Below are 21,030 nucleotides of genomic sequence, written 5' to 3'. Positions count from 1 at the left end.
CAATGTCCCGTTGCTGGCGCATTGCGTGTCGCCGACACGGCTCTTTGCACCTTCGTACGAGGTTGCCGGATTTACTGCGATGTCCGTAGATCGGTTTCGGCGGTGGTAAGGCCAATCTGCTTTGAATCAGTAAAAGAGGTGAGAATGCTCGCCAATAGAGACGACCTATATCTCGTCACACGGCAATCGCGCGTGATCGCGGGCGGCAGTCGCGTTCGCTGGCGCCCTAGCAGAGCGCATACGCTAGTGCGAAAGAGCTGCCGGGCAAGCCCAAGCGGTTGGCATGCGCTTGCTTCCGGGCCAATTTCGCTTAGTCCAGTTTCAATGATGGTCGGCGGTCGGGTCGCGAACCTCGCTCGGCAGAGCCCGCGACTCTTGTCTGAAGATTGAAGATTTCTGTGACGGCGCCGTTATCATATCGATCTCCTTTAGCAAGGTTGCCGCGGCGAAAGCGCCGGGCGTCAGCCCTAACGGATTCGAATGTTTGTTATACCAATGGTGGAAAAGTGATTAGACAAATCAAGGTAGATGGATTCCGCACGCTTTCAGACTTCACATTAGATCTATTGCCCGGACTTAATATTTTACTTGGCCCCAATGGCGGAGGAAAAACGACAATAATAATGTTTTTTTCGTTCATCAACGACATTTACTCGAAGAATTTATCCGAAGCAATAAGCACGGTGGGCGGTGCTGGACATATTTTCAGAAAGAAAGGTGCAGACGATTATCAAAGAACCATTTCTGCCGAAATCAGAGGAACAGTCAATATTAAGGATATTGATTATTTGCCAACACGCGCGCGGAACCTGCTGAGCCGAGGAAAATTCATCGATTACAAATATACGTTCAGTATCGAACTAAGTGCTGACCGGGAAGACGTCTACTACAACTCTCAGGAACTCGTTGTTCGGCGCTCCAAAAGAAGAACTTCGAGTGTCGGAAACATAAAAAAATGGGATTACAAGTTTTCTAGAACGAGAACTGCCGACGGCACTGTGATTTCGACCGCAGAAAGCGAGCATCCGGATGTCAACAGCATATTTGACTTCACCGGTTACGCGCCACGAGGGAAAAATCTCGCAAGCACACTGGATCAATTCTTGGATCCGGAAGATTCGTTGCTTCATGCGGCGAGATTTCTTGGGACCGACGTTCACTATTCGTTTGCCCAAAATTTCGGACGACGCGTACTTTATAATCCTCAGCCGGAGTCAATCCGTCAACCGGAGGATTCCGCAAAGAGTCCGGGTATTCGGCCGGATGGCTCTGGGTTATACGCCTCCCTGCTTGCGATCAAACGGAAGAAGACTCGTGCTATTCGAGCACAAAGACCCATAAATAGAGACGACATTCCATTTATCAGAGCCACGCCACTTGAGCGTCTTGAGGACTATTTTCGACTCGCATTCCCGGCCCTTTTTTCGATCGACGTAACGAACGATCCATTTGATAATCAAATACGTGCTCGTGTAACTATCGATACGGCTGAAGGTCCGCAATTGCCGTTGGCGTCACTGTCAGATGGAACGTTAAAGTGGATGTCTCTCGCAACGGCACTAATAACAACGAGGCATGTGATTGGCATTGAGGAGCCGGAGAATTTCATTCATCCAAACGTTCAAGGGCATGCGCTCCAACTAATTCGTGAAAGCACGCGTGAGGATTCATTTGTTCTAGTGTCGTCTCACAGTCAATCAATCATGGACGCGGCGCGCCCCGGAGAAATTGTCTTTGTCCAACTCGATGGATCCAAAACGCGAGCCTCTCGGATCAAGGATCCTGAGGCCATAGCGGACCTCATTAATGAGTCCGGTTTCGGGTTGAGCTTTTTCTATATGTCGGGAGCTTTGCAGGATGCCTAAGGGAAAAGTGGTTTTTATTGTAGAAGGACATCTTGAGCAGAAATTCCTGACCGAAGTGTGCAATGGGGAAAGTAAAGTCCTTAAACTTCAAAACGGAAAGACAGTTGCGGCGACCGCGATTGCAAAACAGGTGAAGGCACAAATCTCCATAATTCGGGACCCTTCCTATGTTGTTGTGTTGTTAGATCGAGAGAAACGACCTCAATCTTCGATCGCGTTCGAGAAAGAGATAGACGCGGAATTGAAGAAGCTTAATTTTTCCGTTCCATTTTCGGTTCACGTTCCTGACCTGATGATCGAAAATTGGATACTCGCAGATGTTGAAGCACTCAAAAGGGCAAATTTGGATGTTGATCTCAGCAAAGGCACTGAAGGTTGTCACGGCAAGAGAAAGCTTGACGAGGCGTACAGGAAGAAGAAAAAAAAATATAGCGAGATATTTGATGGTGTTCCCCTATTGAAGTCTTGTTCTGCGAATACCATTAAGACCGTGAGCACGTCTTTCGATCGATTATTCACCTCCGTTAGCCATATCCTCGGGGACTGTTATTGGTTGCAGCGGTAGGAGCGTCTCCGGAGCGGTTAGAGCCGGTAAATATCGGCCTCTGAAGGAAATGGGAGAGTTCGCCGTTTTTGCAAACTTCCGGAGCGGGTCGAATTCGGCAATGGTTCTCGCAGGCTGTGCAGGAACTATATCTAGTGGCGAAGTCAGCGGGTCCGATTTCGCCCGAACAGCCCGTCACCCACCGACGTGACCGCCAACGCGACGTCGGTGGATATTTCGTCGGTCCACGCTCCGCGGTTACTTATCCAGAGCACTAATAGAGGTTTTCGAGAACGCTCGCCGGACTAACGCCCAGGATTAGGGCAAGTTTCAGAAATTCGACCACGTCGATCCGGCGCTCGCCAATCTCGATTTTCGCAATGTACGACTGCGGGCGTCCGAGGCGCAACGCCAGTTCCGCCTGACTGAGCACGCTCGCTTTCCTTGCCGATACATCAATCGCTGCAACACGCAAATTATCGCTATTCAAGCGGTTCGCCCAGCCTAGCCCGCACCGTGCTGACATGCTCCAGCACTAGCGCCGCGACAGTTTCGAGATAGCCGATACGGTCCGCTATCCGGTCCAGCCTTTCAAGCGCCAACTTGTGGCGCTCCAGTTCGACGCGCTCGAAGCGATCCAGACGTGCAGTGTCGATTCGTTCTACCTTCGGCATCGTTTCCTCCTCCTGGCGCGCTACGAACAAAGGTGGCGGACGAGCTTATGTTCCGTGGTTAAATTTCAACCACATTGTCCTACCGGACACGAATAACCTCAAACGCAATTGGGCCGCTGTGCGGCCCTCACCTAGGGTGGCCTAAGTTGGCCGCCTCCCCGCAGAGCGCGTTTGCGCAGGGGTTCGTCCGGCAGTCAAGCCATATATCGCCTGTGCGTCACGGGTCAGTGTCGATCTGTACTGTAGCGCAGGTATATACGCCCAGACAGAAGGCTGTATATACGGCCGGTAGGTTTCCTTCCTCTCGCGCAGCAATCCAAGCAGTGCTTGTTCAAGCGGCCGGCCGCGGACGTCGATTGCGCTGTCCTCATTTTCCCTTGATGCCGGGGATGCATACATCAAGCCGTCGAGTCAGCGTTGAATGGAAAACAGGCTCACCCGGGCCATCACTAATAGCTGCATTGGCGCACGCTTTCCCACCTTCATCACCAAGCAACATCGCCGCTGATTTGCACGATGCGCGCGACGCAGCAGCCGGCCGGCCATGGCCACCATCAATTCTGAGAACATCAAGGCCTCCTGAGCGCGTGGCCACTTGCCCGTTTCAGCATTAACTGAGATTTTCGAGAACACTCGCCGGACTAACGCCCAGGATTCGGGCAAGTTCTAGAAATTCAACGACGTCGATCCGGCGCTCACCAATCTCGATTTTTGCGATGTACGACTGCGGGCGTCCGAGGCGCGACGCCAGTTCCGCCTGACTGAGACCGCTCGCTTTCCTTGCCGCGATGAGGCGATCAAGTACGGCACGGTACTGAGGAGTATTTGTGGATTTCACCAAGGCCGACCAGAGAACCGGGAGCCTTGATTAAGTAAACCTGTTTTAGGATAATCCCAAAATAGGATTGCCACGTGGTGCTCTGTGGGGGCCAAGAATATCCGCGGTTCGTCGCCCGTTGAGAGCCGACCGAAGCGGGTAACGGGCCGCACGGCATGGTCCACGTAGGTGTCTGGCAACGTCAGTCTGGCTGGCGCGAGGCGACTCCGATTGCCGCGCCTGGCTTGTTAATAACATGTGAAGTTTGCCGATTCGGTTTTCGCAGACAGACGTCGCATTCAATGCGAAGTCCCAATCAAAGCTGGCATCCGGGGTTAGCGATTTTCCACCTTTTAACGCTTGCCTTTAACGCTTATCGGAGCGCATATGAGAACGCGGTCAGCGAAACCGGAATCCGGCCATCTGCAGTCGCGCGAGCCGACGCCTATGCCGAATGGAACCGAAGCGATTGCAACGCGATCACAGAGCTTGCTGAAAGCCAGAACATATGACTTTTCGGGAATGCTCTCTCCGAAGAAGGGCTTCGATGTCAGCAGAAAGGAAATACTTAATTCTTTGCGCGACTGCGCCAAGATGATTGGCAGCCGACGGATTACCATAAAGCAGTATGACGCGTGGCCCCATCGTGTGCTCAGTTCGCATCAAATTGCAGTTAGGTTCAGCGGATGGGATGTCGCATTGAAAGAGGCCGGCCTTGAAGTCCGAGCTACCTCCACGGGTAACGCTGTAGAAATGGTCGAAATATTTTTGGATTGCTGGGAAGATTACAATGACGTTCCGACCGTTAAAAATCTCTCCAACCATCTCAAAAAAATCAACTCCAAATTCTCCATTTCGATGTATACCCGGTATTTTGGTGGGGTGCGTCGCTTGGCGATCCAAATTGTTAAATATAATAAAGGGGAAATTTCGGAAAATCAGTTGCTCGATAAATATTTCAGGAAAGGCGCGAATCGCGGGAGTATCTCTGCGAAATTGCGTTACATGGTATTTGTGCGAGACCAGTTCACATGTGTGTCCTGTGGACGCAGTGTCAACCGAGACGGTGTACGACTGGAAATCGACCATAAAGTCCCCGTCAGTACCGGAGGCACGAGCGAATTCTCTAACCTCCAAACACTTTGCATCGACTGCAACAGGGGAAAAGGCGACGCCGCGCCGTAGGGCATTGCTCCGGTAGATTGAAATTAGTGCAGTCGTAGACGTATCTGGCCCGACGGCGCGAACCGCCGACAATGCGTGATCGCGCACAGAAAGCCGTTCTGGTTTCGTCTTATTGTCTGTCTACTCGATAAAACACGCAACGGGGGGCGACAATGAAACCATTCAAGCTTAAGCTCGGCTTCGCCGCGATACTTATTTCGGGGCTCGTCGGGATGACGCCCGCCATCGGGCAGGTCATCGACCCGCAGACCGGGACGGTCTACAACAACGTAGCCGGCGGGATGATCAATACGCAAACCGGGGAGTTTTACCCTGGGGGCGGGGCGATCAATACGCAGAATGGGCAGTACTACCCGCCGACAGGCGGCGGGGTCCTCGACACTCAAACCGGTCAGGTCTATCCGCAGGCCGGAGCGGGGTATATCAACCCGCAGACCGGCCAATATATGCCGTCGGAATGACCTCTCAAGCTTGCCCGTAGGTGCAGAGCGGTACGTCTGGGCGCAAATCGCATAGACATTTCACCAGCGCTCCCTTGGTGCTGTGTATTTCCAGCAGATCGTCCCAACCGCGTTGCGGTTTGTCGAGCACATGACCTACGGCGCGCCGCATCGTGAGGCAGTCTATCAATACCTGTGCGCGGCGCGCACAGGCTACGCGTTAGGAGACCGCCATGTTCTACTTCGTTGGCATCGTCCAGTTCTGTTAGCTCGCCTTCTTGAATGTGCGCGACCAGAAGGGACGACCCTGTTACGACTGAGCCGGCCTCTTTGTGGTGTGGGGCATGATCGCGTTGATGGTCGCTGCGCATGGAGATCACTGACCAGCAGCATCCGAACATCGCGGCTTCGGGCCACTGAGGCACGAGCTGCGTAGAAGGATTCCGGGTCATCTGCGCTAGCGATTCACAGATCAGGCTGAGGCGGTACCCAGAAGCGGTGATATTGGCGCTGCGAACTCCAGCGCCGTCTGCGCTGCCAGCCAAGTTCCAACAACATTTGACTGATGTACTTCCCCTGGGTGCCGAGCGCCCGTTCGAACTCGATCATCGAGAAAGGGCGTGTTCGCGTAATCTCCGGCAGCGAGTTGTACCACGCCTGAAACCGCTGCTGGAGTTGTGGTTGAGTGACCGATGCGGTTTCCAGCATGCGATTCAGTTGCTTGATGTATGCACTCATGCTCTTTCTCGGTGGTGGTTAGGTTGGTTCCTAGTTGTTACACGAGTGTTAGCGGGATACGTGGACGGAAGAGCCTCACGTTTCTGTCGGGTTTGTCAGTGTTGTCAGTGCACATCTGGAGATACGTCTTTTCAATCGCCAATTTATATATAGGATAACAAATTAAAATGCATCTATAGACACACTGACAACACTGACACTAGTACTACTGCTTGATCAAGGCAGGGTTGATGCGGTAGCGCTCCACCCCCCTGCCATTAATTTCGCCGCGCTCCACGAACAGCCAGTGATGTTCTGCGAGGATATCAATTGCCTGTTGACAAAGAGGTTGTGTGGTAAGCCCGGCCCAGCACTTGCGGCGCACTTCGCGCAGCGTAAAGCGGTCGTTCAGCTTGCCCTCCTTAATCGCATCACCCAAAGCGCAAGCGGCCCGCGCGTCACTGCGGATCGAATAATGGTAGATCTTCTCCGCATGCTGCTTCAAAAACAGCGCCCACCCAATCGCACGATACAGCACTGCTTCATCAACTGGACCTGAGCGCCCTTCGGTCAGATGAAAGATCAGGGCGAGCGACGGGACAAGGCTGCGGTACTTGCCGTAGTGTGAGGCGACGGCACCATCTCCGGCGCGCTGAATGTGTCGCATTAACTTCTTATACCAGTCATCGTATAGCCGCTGGGCCTTGGCGCTAAAACGCAGATACCATTGGTCATCGCCCCCCCCAACATTGTCACGCTCGGCCCCGATCGAGAACGGATCGAGTGCGGCCAACCGCTTGAACAGGGAGGACACAAAGTCGGCAGCCGCAACGTCCGGTAGCTTGTCTACCAGCGTCGATGCGACAGGCTCCTCCGGATAGACAGCGAGCTGGAAGCGCTGAATCAGGCCGTCGTCCCCAATCCCGCCACGCATGGCTGAGTTCAGGTAGGTCTCGATAACGCCGGGCTGGGTCGTGCCCAGGACCGACAGGATCGCGCGCGGAATGCGGACATGGCCGCGGCCGATACGGTCAAAGTTATACCCCCCGTCACCGGTCCACGCCTGCAGAACAAATCCGCGCTTGTTGGCGTTCTCCTCGCCTTCAAGTTCGGCGAGAAAACCCTTCAGCTCGTCCCGGAAGAGCAGCGCACCGTTCGGGTTCTCCGCAAGAATTTCGCCTAGCTTTTCGACAGTGACGTCGTTGACGATGTAGCGCTTTTGCACAGGCGCGACCGGCCGCTGCTGCATGACCGCCGCCAAGTTGGTAGCGAGCACGCTGGCTGGCTGCCCCTGTCCGCTCTTTCCTCTGCCCTGATTCTTCGTGTTGCCTACCGTAACGGCGTGTGCAGCCTTCTGTGCCTCATAGTTCAAGAGGTCCGCCTGGAATTTTGCGAACGCGTCGCGCTCAAGGGCGTTCATCGGTGCCAGCGCCGCCGACATCGCTGGCGATTTCAGGGTACTGGGGCGCCCGATGATCATGCCCCAGAGATTAGGCGTGACCGTCCAGTTGTCGAGCTGCTTGGGGCGAATGGCCAGGCGCCCGCCAATTACGGCCGAGAGGGATACCAGCAAACCGATCGCCGGGTAGTCGGGAGGGCACTGCAAGCGATAGGCCGTGTCGCTGACCCAGTCGCTCAAGCCCCCCGGCAACAGAAGTCCCGCGTTGAGGGCAGGTGCAACCGGCATCCCCTTCGGCAGATCGAGGGGGGCATTCCAGACAATAGGCGCGGAGACTCCGGGCGCGCGCCCCGGAGGGTACCTGCATACGCTGCGCACGATGGCATCGACCTCGGAATCAGGCAGGGGTGGCGTGCAGTGCGCCTTGTTTTCGGCGTGGAGCGCCGCCGTCATTGCCACATCCGACACGCCGCGGCTGCGCAGCGCGCCCGCGAGCGACGCGAGCGAGTTGTTACGGCCACCTTCCTCGATCGTACGTAACGCCGTGCGGGATGCTGCAGCGTTGACCACCGATGAATCTGGAGCGCCCAGTGCACGGATGAACGAATGCAGCTGTTCCCGCTCGGCAGGCAGAATGCGCGCAATCGACGAAAGCGCACCCGACGTGAGCTGATACTGCTTGCGTCCGTCTTCGCCGGCAAAGGTGGTTGGCGCGATCACCACGAATCCGCCTTCACCACGGGTTTCAATCTTCAAGGCGTGATTGAGCTGCTTGCTGCCGCCAACACCTTCGCAGAAGTAGAGCAGATGTGCTCCCTTGGGCGATAGTTCCGCATACCCGGCCTCGATTCGCGCAATCAGCGGGGCGAGTTCGGAATTTTTCGCCGCCCGCTGAAACGCTTGGTAACCCTGGATCGTGTCAAAGTCCAGACATTCGAGCCCGTCACTGATCTTGCCGCATACAAGCCCGACCGTCGTGAAGTGGTACCGGGTATACAAATTCCTGAGATCAGTCGGTGACGGCTGCTGCCGCTGATACTTAAGCCACGCGCCAAAAGGCTTCTTTGGATTCGACGGATTCGTGTGGCCCGCTGCAGGAATCGCGCACAGTCCCACAGAAAGGGCGCCGAGCGCCACATCCTGACATGAGTTATTTATCATGCGTGGCTGCGCCTCCGCGCGCATCAAGAGCGAGAGCGTGCAGCGCCTGGACGCCTCTGGAATAGCGCTCGATTACCGAATGGGGAATCTTCGAAGTCTTGCTGACCTCGCGCAGCAACATAGCGGCCTTCGCCACAAGTTGAGGGTTCTTCGACATCCGAAGGTAAACTGCCACGGACGCGTAGTGCATGCACATGGTGGCGTCCTCCTCGGTCGCCGGATCATCAAACCACGGCTTCAGGACGCTCATGTCGCCGATAATTGTCTTCATATGTAAGAAATCCTGTCAGTTGATGAACACATGGTCGTCAATTTAAATACGCATTCCTAATTATTTTGATCAAAAAAACTGCAAAGCCACGCGTCAAGTTCATGCTCCAGAAATACCGGCGCACGGGGCCCCAGATAGATCGGACGGGGGAACGTCGCATCGCTCTTCAGGCGGTCCCAGAGCCAGCTCTTCTGACGCGAAAACTTGGTGTACGCCTCCTTCGGCGTCAGGCAGTTGGCGCCGGGAGGGATCTTGCGTAACGGATTGGACATCATTTTCACCTCGACGAACAGAACCTGCTCCGCAGATCGGTCCTGTTCGCACCGTTTAGGATTATTGCGGAGCGTGGCGTGATTGTTACGCGGCGGAGCCCGAAAAAAACAGGGCCCACGGGAGCGCGCTACCGCATTGGAAACACTATGTTTTTTTCGGGCCTCCCACGCCGTCCGCGGTAGCCCATCTCAGTGAGGAACCGTGTCACGGAATCCTCCTTAGGCATGGCGGGCATTGCCTGAACGTGTTCAACCAGTTCCTTGAACGAGAGCAGCGGTTCGCCCTTCGCAGCCCGCGACTCCTGGATGGCCCGCACCTCTTTGATAGCGCGTCTCTGCCAAATGTGGGCGCCCCGCCTGGCAGGCGGCGTCAGGTAGTTTTCCTTGACAGTCAGTTCCTCCTTGAACCGCTTGCGTCTGGCTTGTACATACCTGCCCTTGACATCTTCCTTGCCCAGTTCGGCGCGCAGGAAGTCGAGGCGTAACACCGCACTCCACGCCTCTTTGTACTCTTTACGTTGCGACGACATCTGCTCTCCTCTGATGCGTGTGCTGGGTGAACAGCAGTGGTTAAAGGCTCCGTCTCGAAAGCTGGCGCATGGCAATGCCGCCGACTCCAGGCGGGGTCCAATCCGGTCAGGTCATGGTCCTGGTGGCAGGTCCATACCGGACGTATATGGATCGGATTCCTAACTATATTACGAGAGCCAGATGCGGCGCAACTGCGGCTGTGCCGTTATCGCCTGGACCTACTTCGCGTTGATGCCGATGGGAATGATCTGCGCGCCCGCCTTCAGCTGGTCAAGGTAGTCGGCCCACTGCTGCATCATGGTCCGGCGCTCAGCCAGGAATCGGGTGCGGTTGTAGGCCGTCCCCAGCGCATCGGGCACCCTGTGCGCAAGCTGGTGCTCGATCACTTCCGGCTTCACGTGAAGCTCCTCGTGCAGGATCGTGCGCGCCATCGCGCGGAACCCGTGCCCGGTGATCTCGGTCCGGGTGTCATACCCCAGACGCCGCAAGGCGGCATTGACCGCTGCCCCGCTCATCGGCTTGCGCGGGTCGCGCCCCGGGAACACGTAGCGCCGCTGTCCGGTCAGGGCATGCAGCTCGCGCAGGATCGCCACCGCCTGGCTCGGCAGCGGGACGAGGTGTTCCGTTTTGGTCTTGGTGACCAGGTAGCGCCATTCGGCCCTGTCGAGATCAAAGCCGGCCCATTCCGCGTTGCGCAACTCACCCGGGCGCACGAAGAGCATGGGGGCCAGCTGCAGGGCGCACTTGACAATGAGCGTGCCCCTGAACGCCTCGATGGCGCGCAGCAGTTCGGCAACCTGCACCGGATCCGTGAGGGCGGGAAAATTCTCATGCTTGACGGGTGCGAGCGCGCCCCGCAGGTCGCCCGACGGATCGCGTTCAGCACGCCCTGACGCCACGGCGTAACGAAAGATCTGGCCGCAGTTCTGCTTGGCCCGCAGGGCCGTGTCGAGCGCACCACGGTCCTCTATCCGGCGCAGGACCGTCAGCAGTTCGGGGGCCGTGATCTCCGCAATGGGCCGGGCCCCGAGCCACGGGAAGACATCCTTTTCCAGCCGCTGGATGATCTTGCTCGAATGGGTCTCGGCCCAGGTGGGCGCGAATCTGGCGAACCACTCACGGGCGATCACCTCGAACGAGTCGGCCGCACTCGCGAGTCTCGCGGCTTTTTTTGCCTTCCGGTTTGCACCGGGATCCACGCCATCCGCCAGTTGCTTGCGGGCTTCATCCCGCCGCTCCCGGGCCTGCTTCAGACTCACGGCCGGGTAGGCACCCAGCGCCAGCAGTTTTTCCTTGCCGCCGAACCGGTATTTGAGTCGCCAGAGCTTGCCGCCGGTCGGAGCGATGAGCAGAAACAGCCCGCCACCGTCAAACAGCTTGAGGGGCTTGTCGCCGGGTTTCGTGGTGCGGATCGTCGTGTCGGTAAGAGCCATTGGGGGTATCGCCCTCCGGCTCCATGGCGGATACCCCGAAGAGTACCCCCATCAGTGACCGGATTCGAATGGAGTATACCGGTCATTATAGGCGATAAAAAACCCCGCTAGCCTTGCTGGCTGCGGGGTTTGCGGACTTGCCCGGATTTCGTCGGATGTATTCCTGGTGGAGCGGAGGAGGATCGAACTCCCGACCTTCGCATTGCGAACGCGACGCTCTCCCAGCTGAGCTACCGCCCCACGACCGAACGATTCTAGCACAACGCATTTTTATTGTACCAACCCTCGAACCCCATCACTTCGAAGGCGCCCCGGCCAGCACCCAATCGACGACCGTGCGAATATCAGCATCGCTCATCGCAGGATGCGCCGGCATTGGAATCGCGCCCCACACCCCAGAGCCACCGTCCTTAACCTTCCGGGCAAGCAGCGCAGAAGCCCCAGCATTCCCCTTGTACCTCTCAGCCACTTGCTGAAACGAAGGCCCAACAAGCTTCCGATCAACCGCATGACATCCCATGCACGCGTTATTGCGAGCGATCGCAAGTCCGCGCGGGGCCGTATCCGCCGCCCAAGCGCCAGAGCTCAAAGCCACCACAGCCGCGATCCAACCACCAAGCCAAACAGCACGAAACCTCATTGCCCCACCTTAGGATTCCCCGGATGCACCTGCGTCGAATTGTTCACAGGCGCCGGCGACTGCTGCTCCAACGGCCGCGACGTCACGGATGAATCCGGCACCGCCCCCGACGTCACCTCCGCCGCTTCTGGCTGCGCGGCCGCCGGCGCACTGGAAGCGGCCGACGCGGCCGCCGCCGTCGCCGCAGCCGCCTCCTGAGGCTGGATGTACTGGAAGACCTTTACAACCTGCGTCACCCCCGGCACACGGCTCGCGACATCCGCCCCGCGATTCCCCTCGTCGACGGTCACGAGCCCCATCAGATAGATCGCCCCGCGCTCGCACACCACCTTGTAGTTATTCGACGAGATGTCCTTCTCCGCGATCAGCGCCGTCTTCACGCGCCCTTCGAGATACGTATCGTTGCTACGCGACGAGAAAGAGCTAGCCGGCGCGATCGTCAACTCGTTGACGATCGAATTCACATTGTTGAGGCTGCGAACGACGCTCTCGGCCCGCTGCTTCGACACCTCGCCAGCCACTTCGCCCGTCAGCAGCACACGCCGGTTGAACACCGTCACGTTGACGTGCGCCGAATCCGGCAAATTCTGGCTGATCAGCGACATCGCCTTCACCTGGATCTCGCGATCTTCCGTCTGCGCGCCCAGCGTGCGCCGGTCGGTCGCGACCAGCGCGCTGCCGCCCGCCGCCGCGCCGACGGCCAGCACGCAGCCCTGCAGCGCCGCAGCCAGTCCAGCGACGAGCCCGACCACCAGCGTGGTCCTCACAAACGTACTCTTCACGCGATATGCGCTCATCAACTCGCTCTCCTTCAGGATCATTCTTCGCCGAGCAACATGGCATCGATGCCGTCGCACAGACTATGGATCGTCAACAGATGCACTTCCTGCACTCGCGCCGTGCGATCGGACGGCGCGCATATATGGATATCGGTATCGTGCAGCACTTCGTTGATCTTGCCGCCACCCTTGCCCGACAACGCGACCACGATCATCTCGCGGTCATGCGCGTCTTCGATGGCGGTGAGGATATTGGCAGGATTGCCGGACGTCGAAATGGCGAGCAGCACGTCGCCCGGCTGGCCGAGTGCCCGAATCTGCGTCGCGAATATCTGGTCGAGCGACGTGTCGCCGGCGACGCCGGTGATGATCGACGAATCCGTCGTCAGCGCAATGGCCGGCAGTGCCGGACGCTCCCGCTCGAAACCGCCGATCAGCTCGGCGGCAAAATATTGTGCACCGGCAGCGGAACCGCCATTGCCGCACGCCAGGATCTTGTTGCCGTTCGCAAGCGCGGCAAACATCGTGTCGATCGCCGCCGCGATCGGCATCGACAGGCTTTCGAGTGCTGCGAGTGTGACTGCCGCGCTATCGCGGAAGTGTTGTTGAATGCGTTCGACTGACATCGACTCTCTATCGTGTACTGCATGCGCCGCCTGGCGGCGCTGGTTCATGTAGATGTGTTGCCCTGCGCGATCGGCGGCGGCGATGTCCGCGGCCAGCTCGGATCGGCGGGTGACGCAAACGCCCCATCATCGGCTCGCTTTGAACAAAGCGGCGCGCCGCCCGTTGCGCGTCCGCAAGTTTAGCGTACTCACGCGGCCAAACCGGCGCCTCGACGCTGCTTTATCCCGCCTTAACACGCGTCTGCGCGGAAAGCGTCGCGCAGCCACAGCAGCCGACCGCGTTCGAACGCAATCACATCGAAGCGGCACACAGGCATCGCGCCATCATGCGCCGACAAAAAGTACTGCGCGGCACGCACGATGCGTTGCTGCTTATGCCATGCAACGCTCGCAGCGGCACCGCCATATCCGCTTCGCGTGCGCGCTCGCACTTCGACGAACACGAGCGCGCCGTCGGGCTCGCGCATCACGAGATCGATCTCCCCTCCCCGGCAGACGACGTTGCGCGCAACGAAGCGCAAACGCTGTCGCTGAAGGAACGTCAGCGCGCGCGCCTCGAATGCGGCTCCGACCGTTTTGGACCGGGCCCCAGCCGAAAAGTTGTGTGGGCGTCGCGTCGCATCGCGTGTGCCGTCTCGTGCGCGCGCGGCCGCATGGCACAATGTCGGCCTTGTTTTGTCTGTCTGCGTCTTACGTGTCATGACTCCTCTTTCCGAACTCGCGCAAGGACAGCACTACCCCGCTTCCGCGCTCTACGTCGTGGCCACGCCGATCGGCAACATCGCGGACATCACGCTGCGCGCGCTGCATGTGCTAGGGCTCGTCGACCGTATCGCAGCTGAAGACACGCGCAACACGGGACAACTGCTGTCGCGCTATAGCATCTCCAAGCCCCTCGTCGCCGTGCATCAGCACAACGAACGCGAGTCCGCGCAGCGCATCGTCGAATACCTGCGGGCAGGCGAGCGCATCGCGTATGTGTCCGATGCGGGCACGCCCGGTATTTCCGACCCCGGCGCAAAACTCGTCGATGCCGTGCGCGAAGCCGGTTTCGCCGTCGTGCCGCTGCCGGGCGCGAGCGCACTGGCCACGGCGCTCAGCGTGTCGGGCGACTGGGTTTCGACGTTTTCCTTTATCGGCTTCCTGCCGCCGAAACCGAAACAGCGCGCCGCCGCGCTCACGCCGCTCGCGAAGCATCCGCACGCAATGGTGTTCTACGAAGCGCCGCATCGAATCGTGGAAACGGTGCAGGCGCTCGCCGACGCATTCGGCGGCGAACGGCGTCTGCTGATTGGCCGCGAGTTGACAAAATTACACGAGGGACTGCATCGCTGCACCCTGGCCGAAGGGCCTAAGTGGCTTGAAGAAGATACCAACCGGCAACGCGGCGAATTCGTGCTGGTGGTGGAAGGTGCGCCCGTCGATGCAGCAGGCGAGCATGATCACGATGCGTTGCTCGGCATGCTGATGGAGGAGCTGTCGGTGAGCAGCGCGGCCAAGGTTGCGGCGGCGCTGACGGGCGCTTCGCGCAACGCGCTGTACACGCGCGCGCTCGCGCTGAAAAAGGACGACTGAAAATCAAAAGGGCTGCACAGCGCAGCCCTTCCTTCGGACAATCGATGTCCGCACATGCGACAGAACGATCTTACTTCACACTTAATCGTTCTGATTCGACGCGAGGATCTGGCTCATCTCGACCTTCGCCTCGCGCTGCGTCAATCCTTCGATCTTCACGCGCGCCGTACCGATATACGCAAGATGCAGGATCTTCGCCGCCGCGTACGACAGATCGATCACCCGGCCGCGCGCGTACGGGCCGCGGTCGTTGATCCGCACGACCACGGTATCGTTGGTCGCGGGGTTGGTCACACGCACATACGAGCCGAGCGGCAGCGTACGGTGGGCCGCAGTCAGCGCGTGCATGTCGAAGCGTTCGCCGTTGGCCGTCTTCCGGCCGTGGAAGCCGCGGCCGTACCACGACGCGCGCCCCAACTGCTGGAAATCGCCGATGTTCGGGCCGTCCGTCAACGGCTCTGCGTCGGCGAGCTTGCCCTTCTGTTCCGCCGTATCCGGCAGATTGTTCAGACCTGAACCATATGACTGCGGAGCGAGCGTCGTCTGCGCGTCCATCGTCGTCGCGGACACACCGCTGACCTGGGTGTTCGCGCCTTGAGGCACCGCACAGCCGGCGAGTGCCAAAAAGGCAAAAACACTCCCAACACGTCGGGGTAGCCGAGTTTTCATAAGACAATTTGATGCAAATGCGAGCCGCATCACGCGAATGGCTGCGTGTTTGCTTGCGACTCCGGCGGCATGGGCGAACGCGCACCGCGCAACGCTGGCGCAGGACGACGGAAGCCCGGACGCGGCACATTCAGCCGCAACCGCACGGTTAGTTTTCACGTCTGACGCAACTGTCCCCGCAGTTTGGCCAGACCCCACAAGCCGCCATCGAACGTTCACACGCTCATGCGCCGGAAACTCACAGCGCTCAGGAAGGCGGCGTAGGCCCCATCCAGCGTCACGGCAGCGAGACCGTGGCAGGCGCGTGGCACCTGGCTGGACAAGACGTGCGCATCGATAAAAGCGATCGATGCTGGATTTGCCGTCGGACGCACCCGACAGCACTTGCTTGATGGTGATTCAGCACCGCTCGCACCGTTTTGGCTGACGAAACGACGACTGCTCACCCGGAAAGACTGCGCGATTTTCCGCGCCTAGTTCGTGCATTATAGCAAAAACATAATTCCGTGCTGCCAGCCGGTTCATCCCGCCGATGAATTCTCACTATTACTGCAAAAATGCGCATGCACCAGTCGGCTTTCCGGCCAATGGCGCGCTTCGCGGCGGCCGGTACAATCGAGCTTTTCACGCATCGCGCCGTCGCCATGAAAGTCACCCTGATCCCCGTCACGCCGTTCCAGCAGAACAGCTCGCTGCTCGCTTGCGAGAAGACCGGTCGCGCGGCCATCGTCGATCCGGGCGGCGATCTCGATATCATCCAGAGCGAAGTGGAGCGCCAGAAGCTGTCCGTCGAAAAGGTGCTGCTCACGCATGGCCATATCGATCATTGCGCGGGCGCGAAGACGCTGGCGGCGCACTACGGCGTGCCGATCGAGGGCCCGCATGTCGACGAGCGCTTCTGGCTCGACAAGCTGCCCGAACAAAGCGTGCGTTTCGGCTTTCCCGCCGCCGATGCATTCGAGCCGACCCGTTGGCTCGACGACAACGACACGGTGACGTTCGGTGACGAAAGGCTAGAGGTCTATCACTGCCCGGGCCACACGCCGGGTCACATCGTCTTCTTTAGTCGCGCACATCGTCTGGCGCTGGTCGGCGATGTGCTGTTCGCCGGTTCGATCGGACGCACGGACTTTCCGCGCGGCAATCACGCCGATCTGATCCGCTCGATCCGCGAAAAGCTCTGGCCGCTCGGCGACGACGTCACATTCGTCCCTGGCCACGGCCCGACGTCGACGTTCGGCGACGAGCGGCGCACGAATCCGTATGTCGCGGACGGGGTTGGCGCATGAGCGTGGAGATCTACGTGAGCACCGACGTCGAAGCGGACGGTCCGATTCCCGGTCCGCATTCGATGTTGAGTTTCGCGTCGGCGGCCTACACGGCGGACAAGCAGTTGATCGGCACTTTCTCCGCGAACCTCGAACTGCTCGAAGGGGCGGCGCCTCATCCCGTGCAGGACGCGTGGTGGAAGACGCAGCCGCAGGCGTGGGCCGCATGCCGCAAGGACTTGCAGCAACCGGCGGCGGCGCTCGTCGCGTACGTCGAGTGGGTCGAGGCGTTGCCGGGCAAGCCCGTGTTCGTCGCGATGCCGGCCGGCTTCGACTTCACGTTCATGTTCTGGTACATGATGCGGTTTTCCGGCCGCTGTCCGTTCTCATGGTCGGCGCTCGACATCAAGACGCTCGCCTTCGCGATGACGGGCTTGCCGTACCGCAAATGCATCAAGCCGCGTTTGCCGAAGCATTGGTTCGACGACCATCCGCATACGCATGTCGCACTCGACGACGCCATCGAGCAAGGCGCGCTCTTTTGCAACATGCTCGCGGAACTGCGGGCGGGTCCAAGCCAGAGTGCGGCGCCGCCGTCCGATGCTGATGGGGACGACACAGGGCAAAAACCCGCCGGGTAGTCGCCAAATTAGGTAATCTCCCTCACCATCGGCGTCTTCCATTGCGTTTCGTTTCTCCGGCCTCTAACATTAGCGGGAAAGGCGACGCGAAACGGAGGCGCAGTTGACACTCGATACGTTCTCTCAAAAGATCCTGCGTCTGTTGCAGCTCGACGCGCGCCGTTCGGTACAGGAAATCTCCGATCAGGTCGGGCTCTCCAGCACGCCCTGCTGGCGACGCATCAAGGATATGGAGCAATCGGGCATCATCCAGCGCTATACGGCGTTGCTCGACCGCGAAAAGCTCGGCCTGCACGTCTGCGCGCTCGCCCATATTCACCTCACGCGTCACACGGAAGGCGGCGTCGAGCAGTTCGAGCGGGAAATCGCCACCTGCCCCGAAGTGACCGAGTGCTACAGCACGACGGGCGAGTCCGACTACATTCTCAAGATCGTCGCGCCTGACATCAAGGCGTACGACACCTTCCTGCACGACCGCATTTTCAAGATTCCCGCCGTCGCCCAGGTCCGCACGAGCGTCGTACTGCGAGAGATCAAGTTCGACACGCAACTGCCGCTTTGACCACCCGCTTTGCTACCGTTCGGCGAGTGCGTCACGTTACCCGTCTTCGCGCGGCTCACGCACGAGCTCCGCGCCCGCCGTCGACACGTCCACGGGATGCGTCACGTTCAGCTTGCGCGCGCCCAGTCTGCGCTTGAGCGCGTCGAGGTCGACTCGCGCCAGTTGCTGCGCTTCGTTTTCCAGCGCATTGAGCGCGGACGGCTGCAGTGTCACCTCGATGTCGAGTCCCGTGCTCAGATAATGCAGATTCACAGTGGCCGCCTTGAGCCCTTGGGCGGCCAGCGCGGATTCGAGTTCGGCGGCGATCCTCGCGCGCGGTGGCAAATTGACGGGCGGCCGCGCAATCGCGTCGTTTTCCGGGTCCACGTGAATCAGCGCGTCGAGCACGTGATCGTTCTGCAGCACACGCGAGCGCGCCGACTCCGCAATGTAATGCCCTTCGGAAACCGAGATCATCGGGTCGACGAGAATGTGCGCGTCGACGAGCGCCAAGTCACCCATCTTGCGCGTGCGCAGTCCGTGGACATCGCGCACGCCGGGCGTCGACATCAGCCGCGCACGCAGGTCGGTTGTGGCGGATTCGTCGAGCGCGCGATCGGACAGATCCTGTAGCGCTTCCCAACCGAAGGTCCAGCCCATGCGCGCGACCATGAAGCCGACGATCGCCGCGGCAATGGGGTCGAGCAGGCGCACGCCCGCAAGACTCCCGACGATACCCAGCGCGACCACCAGCGACGACGCCGCATCCGAGCGCGCATGCCACGCGTTCGCGATCAGCATCGCCGACCGCACGCGTTGCGCCTCACGCAGCATGTATCGGAACAGACCTTCCTTCGACAACAGCACGATGGTCGCCACCGCGAGCGCGCTCATATGCACGGGTGGAATGGTCTGCAGATCGGTGAGCCGCGTGCCGGCGCGCCACAGCATGCCCACCCCGACCGCGATCAGCAGGCCGCCCAGAAACAGCGAAGCGACCGTTTCGTAACGGCTGTGTCCGTAGTTGTGGTCGGCGTCGGGCTTCGCGCCGCTATGGCGATTCGCGACCAGCACGACAAAGTCGGAAATGAGATCGGCGAGCGAATGCACGCCGTCCGCGACAAGAGCCTGGGAATGCGCGATCACGCCGACGGCAATCTGCACCGACATCAACACCGTATTGAGTCCAATGCTGACAAAAGTACTCTTGCGCCCGACGCGCTGTTTTTCTGCGGATTGTGCTGTCAGATTCGAAGACATCGGAATGAAAGCGGGATCGTTGTTGTCCATTTTACCCGGCGCTTCATGTAACCGAAGTTAAGACGACTAAAAAATCTCTTTTAAATCAGCTGGTTATCATAATGGGACGCATTCTCATCAGCGGTCGCAGCTCACCGCGCCCAGTCGCTGAAGAATTGAGAAAAAACCCATCGCCAATAAAAAACCGCGCCCTCAATGCGACGCGGGTTTATATTGCATTGCTCGCGATGCAACCCTTAAGTCATATTATTTCTCAATGAGAAATTTTTCGCGCTCCTGACCGGCGATCCAGCGCGGCGGTTTTCCACGGCCGGACCATGTGCTGCCGCTCGCAGGATCACGGTATTTCGGCGCAACGCCAGCACGCGGACGGCCTGCGGCCTTTGGGGCTTTTGCGCGACTGCCGCCGAGTTCGGCCAATGTAATGCCGTAGTCAGCCATTTTCTGCTTGATCTCGTTTAGTACTTCCGCATACTCGCGCGCTTTCGCCTCTTCGATTTGCTTCTCGAGCTTTTCGCGCTGTGCGAGCAGTTCCCTGTAAGAGGACATAGTTTCCCTTGTGGTTCGATAAATGGACGGACGGTCTTTGCCGACTAGCCCTAAAAGTGGTCATGCCTCGGAATTGGTGGCGAGATTAACACAAAATAGAAACGGCAGAAAAGTCGTCAACCGAAATTAATTAATCTCAATTTCATAAGCCTTCGCGAATCACGCAATTGTCAAGGACAAGCGCCTATTATTCTTTCACTGAATAACGCTCACCCATGGGAATAAACTCATAATAGCTGGCAAAACATGAGAAGCAATGTTTAATTTATTCCCGAACATTTCACGCGATGCGAGTTTTTTATTTGCCGCGAGGAAAGCCGCCGCCGTGTCCATCTTTTAAGGTCTGGTTTGCCGGTCGATACAATCTTCCAGCGAAGCGCGTAGCCAGCCTGAGTCGGAAGCGGGCGCTTCGAACAGGAAACGCGTACGCGCCCCGGCTATTTTGAGATCCGCGCCGTATCGATCGACGCCCATCAGTTGCACGTGCGCCGGCCGCCGCGGATGGTGCTCGAAGAATTCGACCAGTCCATTCTCTTCATCAAGCGGAACGGGACCGAGCGGATCCAGTTCGTCCGCCGTCAGCCAGCCCATCGCGCCGAAGCCGCCGATATAGCGCATACGCTCGATCGACATCACCCAGAATGAAAAATCGCCGAGCACCAGATAGCGCTCGGCGTCCGGTTGATAACGGAGGTATCGCTGGATCACGGGCGGCGTCGGGTCGATGTGCTCGAACGTGCCGACCAGCGTGATCCGCTGGCCGTTGAGCACGTCGCCGTCGGGCGCGTGGACGATCAGAAAGCCGGCGCGCGGGTCGGAATGCAGATTGCGCGTGTGTTCGGCGAGCCGGCTCACGAGTATCGTCGGGCGATGACGCGGATCAGGCGCGAACGGCAGCACCGTCGGATACGGAAAGCCTTGCGGTTGCCGCGCGTGCGTGGCGAGCGTGCCGATGGCGGCTTGATGCAGCAGGTGCAGCGGAGCGTGAGCGGGGATGTTCAAGTGCGCGTCCTTCGTGAATGGAGACCGCGCCGTGCGCTGCCCGACGGATGAACGACGTCAACGGGGGAAGCGCCGCGCGTGGAAAGTCAATATTAGTTCAGGGACTTGCCGGCACGACACATCATGCTTCGTTAGAATCCAAAATCGCTTTCAGCGCGCTTTCCCCCGGAG

26 protein-coding genes and 1 tRNA gene are annotated in these 21,030 nt (G+C 58.9%); 8 read left to right on the top strand and 19 right to left on the bottom strand.

Annotation, left to right across the window (positions count from 1 at the left end; genetic code table 11):
* Window positions 1-506 precede the first annotated feature (506 nt).
* Both J8I87_RS33940 and J8I87_RS33935 read left to right on the top strand, forming a co-directional pair.
* The gene (locus J8I87_RS33940; protein WP_209936624.1) at window positions 507-1,865 is read left to right on the top strand and encodes an AAA family ATPase; all 1,359 of its coding nucleotides are present in this window, start codon (window positions 507-509) and stop codon (window positions 1,863-1,865) included.
* Entirely contained in the window at window positions 1,858-2,430 is a 573-nt protein-coding gene (locus J8I87_RS33935) for a DUF4276 family protein (protein ID WP_209936623.1), read from the top strand. Before J8I87_RS33940 ends, J8I87_RS33935 begins: the two co-directional genes overlap by 8 nt.
* 253 nt (window positions 2,431-2,683) lie before the next feature.
* Here the strand turns inward: J8I87_RS33935 and J8I87_RS33930 are convergent, their stop codons facing one another.
* From J8I87_RS33930 to J8I87_RS46425, 4 genes are all read right to left on the bottom strand, one after another.
* The gene (locus J8I87_RS33930; RefSeq protein ID WP_245254358.1) at window positions 2,684-2,899 is read right to left on the bottom strand and encodes a helix-turn-helix domain-containing protein; all 216 of its coding nucleotides are present in this window, start codon (window positions 2,897-2,899) and stop codon (window positions 2,684-2,686) included.
* Window positions 2,892-3,083, bottom strand: coding sequence for a hypothetical protein (locus J8I87_RS33925; protein WP_209936621.1), 192 nt, complete (start codon window positions 3,081-3,083; stop codon window positions 2,892-2,894). The genes J8I87_RS33930 and J8I87_RS33925 overlap by 8 nt, the downstream gene beginning before the upstream one ends.
* Window positions 3,084-3,494: 411 nt before the next feature.
* The gene (locus tag J8I87_RS33920; RefSeq protein ID WP_209936620.1) at window positions 3,495-3,653 is read right to left on the bottom strand and encodes a hypothetical protein; all 159 of its coding nucleotides are present in this window, start codon (window positions 3,651-3,653) and stop codon (window positions 3,495-3,497) included.
* 40 nt (window positions 3,654-3,693) lie between these two features.
* Window positions 3,694-3,921, bottom strand: coding sequence for a helix-turn-helix domain-containing protein (locus J8I87_RS46425; RefSeq protein WP_209936619.1), 228 nt, complete (start codon window positions 3,919-3,921; stop codon window positions 3,694-3,696).
* A 366-nt stretch (window positions 3,922-4,287) separates the two neighbouring features.
* Here J8I87_RS46425 and J8I87_RS33910 point away from each other — a divergent pair, with 366 nt between their 5' ends.
* Window positions 4,288-5,085, top strand: a complete 798-nt coding sequence (locus J8I87_RS33910; RefSeq protein ID WP_209936617.1) for an HNH endonuclease — start codon at window positions 4,288-4,290, stop codon at window positions 5,083-5,085.
* 152 nt (window positions 5,086-5,237) lie between these two features.
* A complete protein-coding gene (locus J8I87_RS33905; protein ID WP_209936616.1) occupies window positions 5,238-5,546 on the top strand; it encodes a hypothetical protein in 309 nt (102 codons plus the stop codon).
* A gap of 444 nt (window positions 5,547-5,990) precedes the next feature.
* On the opposite strand, the gene J8I87_RS33900 is transcribed toward J8I87_RS33905, so the two are convergent.
* The 11 genes from J8I87_RS33900 to J8I87_RS33850 form a co-directional block, all read right to left on the bottom strand.
* The gene (locus tag J8I87_RS33900) at window positions 5,991-6,263 is read right to left on the bottom strand and encodes a hypothetical protein (protein ID WP_209936615.1); all 273 of its coding nucleotides are present in this window, start codon (window positions 6,261-6,263) and stop codon (window positions 5,991-5,993) included.
* Window positions 6,264-6,468: 205 nt separating this feature from the next.
* Window positions 6,469-8,802: a DUF3987 domain-containing protein gene (locus tag J8I87_RS33895; protein WP_209936614.1), complete on the bottom strand. Its 2,334-nt coding sequence runs from the start codon at window positions 8,800-8,802 to the stop codon at window positions 6,469-6,471.
* Window positions 8,792-9,073: a hypothetical protein gene (locus tag J8I87_RS33890; RefSeq protein ID WP_209936613.1), complete on the bottom strand. Its 282-nt coding sequence runs from the start codon at window positions 9,071-9,073 to the stop codon at window positions 8,792-8,794. Before J8I87_RS33890 ends, J8I87_RS33895 begins: the two co-directional genes overlap by 11 nt.
* A 56-nt stretch (window positions 9,074-9,129) precedes the next feature.
* Window positions 9,130-9,348 (bottom strand): helix-turn-helix transcriptional regulator, encoded by a 219-nt coding sequence (locus J8I87_RS33885; RefSeq protein ID WP_209936611.1) that lies wholly within the window; start codon window positions 9,346-9,348, stop codon window positions 9,130-9,132.
* Window positions 9,349-9,473: 125 nt separating this feature from the next.
* Window positions 9,474-9,875, bottom strand: coding sequence for a hypothetical protein (locus J8I87_RS33880; RefSeq protein ID WP_209936610.1), 402 nt, complete (start codon window positions 9,873-9,875; stop codon window positions 9,474-9,476).
* 219 nt (window positions 9,876-10,094) lie between these two features.
* The gene (locus J8I87_RS33875) at window positions 10,095-11,309 is read right to left on the bottom strand and encodes a phage integrase central domain-containing protein (RefSeq protein WP_209936609.1); all 1,215 of its coding nucleotides are present in this window, start codon (window positions 11,307-11,309) and stop codon (window positions 10,095-10,097) included.
* A gap of 164 nt (window positions 11,310-11,473) precedes the next feature.
* A tRNA-Ala gene (locus J8I87_RS33870) sits at window positions 11,474-11,549 on the bottom strand.
* A 55-nt stretch (window positions 11,550-11,604) separates the two neighbouring features.
* The gene (locus J8I87_RS33865) at window positions 11,605-11,949 is read right to left on the bottom strand and encodes a c-type cytochrome (RefSeq protein WP_209936608.1); all 345 of its coding nucleotides are present in this window, start codon (window positions 11,947-11,949) and stop codon (window positions 11,605-11,607) included.
* The gene (locus tag J8I87_RS33860; RefSeq protein WP_209936607.1) at window positions 11,946-12,746 is read right to left on the bottom strand and encodes a BON domain-containing protein; all 801 of its coding nucleotides are present in this window, start codon (window positions 12,744-12,746) and stop codon (window positions 11,946-11,948) included. Before J8I87_RS33860 ends, J8I87_RS33865 begins: the two co-directional genes overlap by 4 nt.
* A gap of 20 nt (window positions 12,747-12,766) precedes the next feature.
* Entirely contained in the window at window positions 12,767-13,354 is a 588-nt protein-coding gene (locus tag J8I87_RS33855) for a phosphoheptose isomerase (protein ID WP_209936605.1), read from the bottom strand.
* Window positions 13,355-13,584: 230 nt separating this feature from the next.
* Complete coding sequence (locus J8I87_RS33850) at window positions 13,585-14,055, bottom strand: YraN family protein (protein WP_209936604.1); 471 nt, start codon at window positions 14,053-14,055, stop codon at window positions 13,585-13,587.
* On the opposite strand from J8I87_RS33850, the gene rsmI reads away from it, so the two are divergent.
* Window positions 14,054-14,929, top strand: coding sequence for a 16S rRNA (cytidine(1402)-2'-O)-methyltransferase (gene rsmI / locus J8I87_RS33845; protein ID WP_209936603.1), 876 nt, complete (start codon window positions 14,054-14,056; stop codon window positions 14,927-14,929). The genes J8I87_RS33850 and rsmI overlap by 2 nt on opposite strands.
* Before the next feature lie 81 nt (window positions 14,930-15,010).
* Here rsmI and J8I87_RS33840 read toward each other — a convergent pair whose 3' ends face one another.
* Window positions 15,011-15,598 carry a septal ring lytic transglycosylase RlpA family protein gene (locus tag J8I87_RS33840; RefSeq protein WP_209936601.1) on the bottom strand — a complete coding sequence of 196 codons (588 nt, stop codon included), beginning with the start codon at window positions 15,596-15,598 and terminating at the stop codon, window positions 15,011-15,013.
* 644 nt (window positions 15,599-16,242) lie between these two features.
* On the opposite strand from J8I87_RS33840, the gene J8I87_RS33835 reads away from it, so the two are divergent.
* The 3 genes from J8I87_RS33835 (at window position 16,243) to J8I87_RS33825 (ending at window position 18,069) form a co-directional block, all read left to right on the top strand.
* On the top strand, window positions 16,243-16,887 hold the full coding sequence (locus J8I87_RS33835; RefSeq protein ID WP_209936600.1) for an MBL fold metallo-hydrolase: 645 nt from the start codon (window positions 16,243-16,245) through the stop codon (window positions 16,885-16,887).
* Complete coding sequence (locus J8I87_RS33830; protein WP_209936599.1) at window positions 16,884-17,507, top strand: exonuclease; 624 nt, start codon at window positions 16,884-16,886, stop codon at window positions 17,505-17,507. The genes J8I87_RS33835 and J8I87_RS33830 overlap by 4 nt, the downstream gene beginning before the upstream one ends.
* A 103-nt stretch (window positions 17,508-17,610) precedes the next feature.
* Entirely contained in the window at window positions 17,611-18,069 is a 459-nt protein-coding gene (locus J8I87_RS33825) for an Lrp/AsnC family transcriptional regulator (RefSeq protein WP_012399541.1), read from the top strand.
* A 36-nt stretch (window positions 18,070-18,105) separates the two neighbouring features.
* Here J8I87_RS33825 and J8I87_RS33820 read toward each other — a convergent pair whose 3' ends face one another.
* The 3 genes from J8I87_RS33820 to J8I87_RS33810 all read right to left on the bottom strand — a co-directional run bounded on the left by J8I87_RS33820 (window position 18,106) and on the right by J8I87_RS33810 (window position 20,859).
* A complete protein-coding gene (locus J8I87_RS33820; RefSeq protein WP_209936634.1) occupies window positions 18,106-19,308 on the bottom strand; it encodes a cation diffusion facilitator family transporter in 1,203 nt (400 codons plus the stop codon).
* A gap of 246 nt (window positions 19,309-19,554) precedes the next feature.
* The gene (locus J8I87_RS33815; RefSeq protein WP_209936598.1) at window positions 19,555-19,857 is read right to left on the bottom strand and encodes an H-NS family nucleoid-associated regulatory protein; all 303 of its coding nucleotides are present in this window, start codon (window positions 19,855-19,857) and stop codon (window positions 19,555-19,557) included.
* 336 nt (window positions 19,858-20,193) lie between these two features.
* Window positions 20,194-20,859, bottom strand: a complete 666-nt coding sequence (locus tag J8I87_RS33810) for a HugZ family protein (protein WP_209936597.1) — start codon at window positions 20,857-20,859, stop codon at window positions 20,194-20,196.
* Between the last annotated feature and the right edge of the window lie 171 nt (window positions 20,860-21,030).

The organism is Paraburkholderia sp. LEh10 (assembly GCF_017814945.1).
Lineage (GTDB): Bacteria > Pseudomonadota > Gammaproteobacteria > Burkholderiales > Burkholderiaceae > Paraburkholderia.
Note: the sequence above shows the minus strand (reverse complement) of the source record. Positions and strands in the feature narration are given on the sequence as shown.

Bases quoted from the DNA above. Each gene is read 5' to 3' on its own strand.
- J8I87_RS33935 (WP_209936623.1), top strand. From the start codon at position 1,858: ATGCCTAAGGGAAAAGTGGTTTTTATTGTAGAAGGACATCTTGAGCAG.
- J8I87_RS33925 (WP_209936621.1), bottom strand. From the start codon at position 3,083: ATGCCGAAGGTAGAACGAATCGACACTGCACGTCTGGATCGCTTCGAG.
- J8I87_RS33920 (WP_209936620.1), bottom strand. From the start codon at position 3,653: ATGTTCTCAGAATTGATGGTGGCCATGGCCGGCCGGCTGCTGCGTCGC.
- J8I87_RS33910 (WP_209936617.1), top strand. From the start codon at position 4,288: ATGAGAACGCGGTCAGCGAAACCGGAATCCGGCCATCTGCAGTCGCGC.
- J8I87_RS33905 (WP_209936616.1), top strand. From the start codon at position 5,238: ATGAAACCATTCAAGCTTAAGCTCGGCTTCGCCGCGATACTTATTTCG.
- J8I87_RS33900 (WP_209936615.1), bottom strand. From the start codon at position 6,263: ATGAGTGCATACATCAAGCAACTGAATCGCATGCTGGAAACCGCATCG.
- J8I87_RS33895 (WP_209936614.1), bottom strand. From the start codon at position 8,802: ATGATAAATAACTCATGTCAGGATGTGGCGCTCGGCGCCCTTTCTGTG.
- J8I87_RS33890 (WP_209936613.1), bottom strand. From the start codon at position 9,073: ATGAAGACAATTATCGGCGACATGAGCGTCCTGAAGCCGTGGTTTGAT.
- J8I87_RS33885 (WP_209936611.1), bottom strand. From the start codon at position 9,348: ATGATGTCCAATCCGTTACGCAAGATCCCTCCCGGCGCCAACTGCCTG.
- J8I87_RS33880 (WP_209936610.1), bottom strand. From the start codon at position 9,875: ATGTCGTCGCAACGTAAAGAGTACAAAGAGGCGTGGAGTGCGGTGTTA.
- J8I87_RS33875 (WP_209936609.1), bottom strand. From the start codon at position 11,309: ATGGCTCTTACCGACACGACGATCCGCACCACGAAACCCGGCGACAAG.
- J8I87_RS33865 (WP_209936608.1), bottom strand. From the start codon at position 11,949: ATGAGGTTTCGTGCTGTTTGGCTTGGTGGTTGGATCGCGGCTGTGGTG.
- J8I87_RS33860 (WP_209936607.1), bottom strand. From the start codon at position 12,746: ATGAGCGCATATCGCGTGAAGAGTACGTTTGTGAGGACCACGCTGGTG.
- J8I87_RS33855 (WP_209936605.1), bottom strand. From the start codon at position 13,354: ATGTCAGTCGAACGCATTCAACAACACTTCCGCGATAGCGCGGCAGTC.
- rsmI (WP_209936603.1), top strand. From the start codon at position 14,054: ATGACTCCTCTTTCCGAACTCGCGCAAGGACAGCACTACCCCGCTTCC.
- J8I87_RS33850 (WP_209936604.1), bottom strand. From the start codon at position 14,055: ATGACACGTAAGACGCAGACAGACAAAACAAGGCCGACATTGTGCCAT.
- J8I87_RS33840 (WP_209936601.1), bottom strand. From the start codon at position 15,598: ATGAAAACTCGGCTACCCCGACGTGTTGGGAGTGTTTTTGCCTTTTTG.
- J8I87_RS33835 (WP_209936600.1), top strand. From the start codon at position 16,243: ATGAAAGTCACCCTGATCCCCGTCACGCCGTTCCAGCAGAACAGCTCG.
- J8I87_RS33830 (WP_209936599.1), top strand. From the start codon at position 16,884: ATGAGCGTGGAGATCTACGTGAGCACCGACGTCGAAGCGGACGGTCCG.
- J8I87_RS33820 (WP_209936634.1), bottom strand. From the start codon at position 19,308: ATGTCTTCGAATCTGACAGCACAATCCGCAGAAAAACAGCGCGTCGGG.
- J8I87_RS33815 (WP_209936598.1), bottom strand. From the start codon at position 19,857: ATGTCCTCTTACAGGGAACTGCTCGCACAGCGCGAAAAGCTCGAGAAG.